The following is a 5,201-nucleotide window of genomic DNA, read 5'->3' as shown; positions in this document are numbered from 1 at the left end:
GCGCGGCCGGGGTGGCGTCGGCGGCGGCCTCGAACAGCCCGTGGAACGTGGCGGGAGCCAGCTCGACGCTCTCGCCGGCCCATTGGCCGAGGACGAGCTCGCGCTCGCTCTCGCTGAGGACGTCCACGTCCCCGATCCGGATCGACGGGTCCGCCGCGACGGCCTCCAGTACGGCGACGAGCCGCGCGCCCAGGGCCTGCGCCGTCGCGCGGTCGAACAGGTCGACCGCGTACTCGACGCTCCCCGCCAACCCCTCCTCCGACTCCGCGAGCTGGAACGTCAGGTCGAACTTGGCCGCGTCGAACGTCGCCTCGTACGGCGCCGTCCGCAGCCCTGCGAGGTCGAGCGTCGCCGCCCCCGTGTTCTGGAACGCGAGCATGACCTGGAACAGCGGGTGCCGGGCCATCGACCGCTCGGGGTTGAGGACCTCGACGAGGCGCTCGAACGGCACGTCCTGGTTGGCGTACGCCGCGAGGTCCGTCTCTCGTACGCGGCGCAGCAGTTCGCGGAAACTGGGTTGCCCCGACAGGTCGTTGCGCAGCACCAGCGTGTTGACGAAGAAGCCGACGAGGTCGTCCAGGGCTTCGTCCGTCCGACCGGCGATGACGCTGCCGAGCGGGATGTCCTCGCCGCCGCCGAGGCGGTGCAGCAGCGTGGCGAGGGCCGTCTGGGCGACCATGAACAGGCTGGTGCCCGTCTCCTGCGCCAGCGCGACGAGTCGGCCGTGAACGGAGGAGGGGACGGAGAACGTGACGGTGTCGCCGCGGTAGCTCATGCGCGCCGGGCGGGGCCGGTCGGTGGGGAGGGGGAGTTCCTCGGGCAGCCCGGCGAGCGCCGTGCGCCAGTAGTCCACCTGCCGGTCGAGCTCGCCGGCCGGGTCGTCCTCGGCGCCGAGCACCTCGGCCTGCCACAGCGTGTAGTCGGCGTACTGGACCGGCAGCGCAGTGAACTCCGGCGCACTGCCGCCCAGTCGGGCCGCGTACGCCGTGGACAGGTCGCGCGCCAGGGGCGCCATCGACCAGCCGTCCGCCGCGATGTGGTGGACGACGACCAGCAGCACGTGCTCCTGGTCGGACTCCGTGAACAGCGCTGCCCGCAAGGGAAGTTCACGGGCGAGGTCGAAGCCCCGCCCGGCCTCCGCCGCGACCGCCTCGGCGCTGTACGGCGCGCGGAGCAGCTCCGGCCGGGCCGCGTCGGCGGGCAGGATGAGCTGCCGGGGCCGCCCGTCGGCGTCGGGGAAGACGGTCCGCAGGCTCTCGTGCCGCGCGGTGACGTCGGCGAGCGCGTCGGCCAGGGCGTCGGCCGAGACCGGCCCGGTGAGCCGGACGGCGATCGGCAGGTTGTAGGTCGCGCCGGGGCCCTCGAAGCGGTCGAGGAACCAGAGTCGGCGCTGTGCGGCGGACAGCGGCACGGGCTCGGGTCGCACCCGGGCGGCGAGCGCCGGGCGGGTGCTCGCGGCGTCGCCGAGGCGTTCGGCGAGCGCGGCCGGGGTCGGCGCCTCGAACAGGGTGCGGACGGCGAGTTCGGCGCCGAGTCGGGCGCGGACCCGGCCGGCCACCCGGACGGCGAGCAGCGAGTGGCCGCCGAGGTCGAAGAAGCCGTCGTCGATCGAGACGCTCTCCAGCCCGAGGACCTCGGCGTAGATCGCGCACAGCGCCTTCTCCTGCGCGGTGCGCGGCGCCCGGCCGGTGCCGGCGGCGCGGGGGCCGGGGGCGGGGAGGGCGGCGCGGTCGAGCTTGCCGTTGACGGTGCGCGGGAGGCGGTCGAGCGGGACGATCGCGGCCGGGACCATGTAGTCGGGCAGCCGCTCGCCGAGCACGCGGCGCAGTTCCTCGGCGGCGGGCACGGCGCGCCCGGCGGCGGGGACGGCGTAGCCGACGAGTTCGCGGATGCCGGGGCGGTCCTCGCGGACGACGACGGCCGCGACGGCGACGTCGGGGTGGGCCTCGAGGGCGGCGGTGACCTCGCCGAGCTCGATCCGGAAACCGCGCACCTTGACCTGGTCGTCGGCGCGGCCGAGGCAGTCGAGGCGGCCGTCGCGGGTCCAGCGGGCGAGGTCGCCGGTGCGGTACATCCGCGACCCGGCGGGGCCGTAGGGGTCGGCGGTGAAGCGTTCGGCGGTCAGGCCGGGGCGCCCGAGGTAGCCGCGGGCGAGGCCCGCGCCGGCCAGGTAGAGCTCGCCGGGCACGCCGGGGGCGACCGGGCGAAGGGCCGGATCCAGCACGTACGCCCGGTAGTTGTCGAGCGGGCGGCCGATCAGCACCCGGCCGGCGTCGGTGATCCGCTGGCCGACGGCGTCGACGGTGGTCTCGGTGGGCCCGTACAGGTTGTACGTCACCACGCCTTCGTTGCCGGCGAGTTCGGCGCGCAGGGCCTCGCCGAGCGCCTCGCCGCCGAGGGCGACGACCAGCGGTCGGGCGGACTCGTCGGTGGTGAGGCCGAGTTCGTGGAGCTGCTGGTAGTGGCTGGGGGTGGTGTCGAAGTGGTCGATGCCGCCGACCCGGCGGGCGTAGGCGGCGAGCGCGGCCGGGTCGTGCCGGGCCTCGTCGTCGATCAGGTGCAGCTCGTGGCCGCGCAGCAGCCACAGCAGCGGGTCGATGGCGGCGTCGAAGGAGAACGACGCGGCCAGCGCGGCCTTGAGCCGGCGCCCGCCGGTGGAGGCGATCTCGCGGGCGTAGAGGCGCTCGAAGTGGTCGTGGTAGAGGTTGACGACGCTGCGGTGCTGCACGGTGACGCCCTTGGGGCGGCCGGTGGAGCCCGAGGTGTAGATGACGTACGCGGCGTTGTCCGGGTGCGGGGCGCCGGAGCGCTCGGCGTCCGTGAGCGGGGCGGCGGACCAACGGGCGTCGTCCCGGAGGGCCAGCACCTCGGCGGGGTCGGCGAGTTCGGCGACCGGGCGGGCGTCGGCGGTCATGTAGGCGATGCGGTCGGCCGGGTAGTCGCGGTCGACCGGCAGGTAGACGGCGCCCGCCTTCATGACGGCGAGCAGCGCGACGATGTGCTCGGCGCAGCGCGGCAGCTTCACCGCGACGACCTGCTCGGGCCGGACGCCGTCGGCGACGAGCCGGCGGGCCAGCCGGTTGGCCCAGGCGTCGAGCTGGGCGAAGGTGAGCGCGGTGTCCCGGAAGACCAGGGCGGTGGCGTCGGGGGTGCGGGCGGCGGCCGCCTCGAAGAGGCCGGGGACGGTGCCGGTGGGGTGGTCGCTCGCGGTGTCGTTCCACTCGACGAGCACGCGCCGGCGCTCCTCCTCGGTGAGCAGGTCGACGGTGGACAGCGGCCGGTCCGGGTCGGCGACGAGCTCCGCGAGCAGCCGCACGAAGCGGTCGGCGAGGTCCTGGGCGGTCTCCCGGTCGAACAGGTCGGTGGCGTACTCGACGCCGCCCGCGAGGCCGTCCGGGGTGCCGTCCGGGGTGAAGCGCTCGGCGAGCACGAGGGACAGGTCGAAGTTGGACATCCGCAGGCCGACCGGCTGGGCCGCGGTGCGCAGCCCGTCCAGTTCGAGGCTCGCCGCGGCGGTGTTCTGGAAGGACAGCATCACCTGGAACAGCGGGTGGCGGGCCAGCGAGCGGCCCGGGTTGAGCACCTCGACGAGTTGCTCGAACGGGACGTCCTGGTGGGCGTAAGCGGCCAGCGAGGCTTCGCGGACGCGGTCGAGCAGCTCGCGGAAGGTCGGGTCGCCGGAGGTGTCGGTGCGCAGCACGAGGGTGTTGACGAAGAAGCCGACGAGGTCGTCGAGCGCCTGGTCGGTGCGGCCGGCCACCGGGGTGCCGAGCGGGACGTCCTCGCCCGCGCCGAGGCGGGTGAGCAGGGCGGCGAGCGCGGCTTGGGCGGCCATGAAGACGCTGGCGCGGTGGCCCTGGGCGAGGGTGGCGAGCGCGCGGTGGACGTCCGCGGGCACGGCGAGGTCGACGGTGCCGCCGCGGTGGCTCATCTCCGGCGGGCGGGGCCGGTAAGTGGGCAGGGCCAGCTCCTCGGGGAGGCCGGCCAGGGTGGTGCGCCAGTGCTCGATCTGGCGGGCGAGTTCGCCGCCCGGCGTCCGCTCGTCGCCGAGCACCTCCTGTCGCCACAGCGTGTAGTCGGCGTACTGGACGGGCAGCGGCTGCCAGTCTGGTGCGCCGCCGCCGCGGCGGGCGCGGTAGGCGGTGGAGAGGTCGCGCGCGAGCGGGGCCATCGACCAGCCGTCGGCCGCGATGTGGTGGATCACGAGCAGCAGCACGTACTCGGTGCCGTCGAGGGCGAACAGGCGGGCGCGCAGCGGGATCTCGCGGGTGAGGTCGAAGTCCCGGGCGGCGGTGGCGGCGAGCGCCCGGGGCAGCTCCTGCGCCGTGACGCCGACGACCGGGACGGCCGGCTCGGCCTCGGCGGGGGCGAGGACGTGCTGACGCGGGTCGCCGTCGGTGTCCGGGAAGACGGTGCGCAGGCTCTCGTGCCGGGCGACGACGTCGGCGAGGGCCGCGCGCAGCGCCGGGACGTGCAGTTCGCCGGAGATCCGGATCGCCATCGGAAGGTTGTAGTTGCCGCCCGCGTCCTCGAACCGGCCGAGGAACCAGAGCCGCCGTTGGGCGGGGGAGAGCGGGACGGCGGCGGGCCGGGGGCGGGCGGTGAGCGCCTGCCGGGCGCGGTCGGCGCCGCCGACCCGCTCGGCGAGGGCGGCCACCGTCGGCGCCTCGAACAGGGCCCGGACGGGCAGTTCGACGTCGAGCTCGGCGCGGATCCGGCTGATCAGACGGGTGGCGAGGAGCGAGTGGCCGCCGAGGGCGAAGAAGCTGTCGTCGGCGCCGACCTCGGGCAGTGCGAGGACTTCGGCGAAGAGGGCGGCGAGGAGCTTCTCGCGTTCGGTGGCGGGGGCCCGGCCGGGCGCGCGGTCGGCGAAGTCGGGGGCGGGGAGGGCCTTGCGGTCGAGCTTGCCGTTGGTGTTCAGCGGCAGCGCGTCGAGCAGGACGACCGTGGCCGGGACCATGTAGTCGGGCAGCTCGGCGGCGACGTGGGCCAGCAGGGCGGCCGGGTCCGGGGTCGCCCCGGGGGCGGGGACGGCGTAGCCGACGATGAGCTTGACGCCGGGGCGGTCCTCGCGGACGACGACGGCGGCGCGGGTGACGGTGTCGTGCTTCGCGAGGGCGGATTCGATTTCGCCGAGTTCGATGCGGAAGCCGCGGACCTTGACCTGGAAGTCGGTGCGGCCGAGGTAGTCGATGGTGCCG

General features: G+C 75.4%; 1 protein-coding gene. It reads right to left on the bottom strand.

Annotation, left to right across the window (positions count from 1 at the left end):
* A partial coding sequence (locus PUR71_RS00835; protein ID WP_329924332.1) for a non-ribosomal peptide synthetase occupies window positions 1-5,201 on the bottom strand: 5,201 nt, incomplete at both ends.

This window comes from Streptomyces sp. SP17BM10 (assembly GCF_036322405.1).
Taxonomy (GTDB): Bacteria; Actinomycetota; Actinomycetes; order Streptomycetales; family Streptomycetaceae; genus Kitasatospora.
This window is presented reverse-complemented; position numbering and strand designations above follow the sequence as displayed.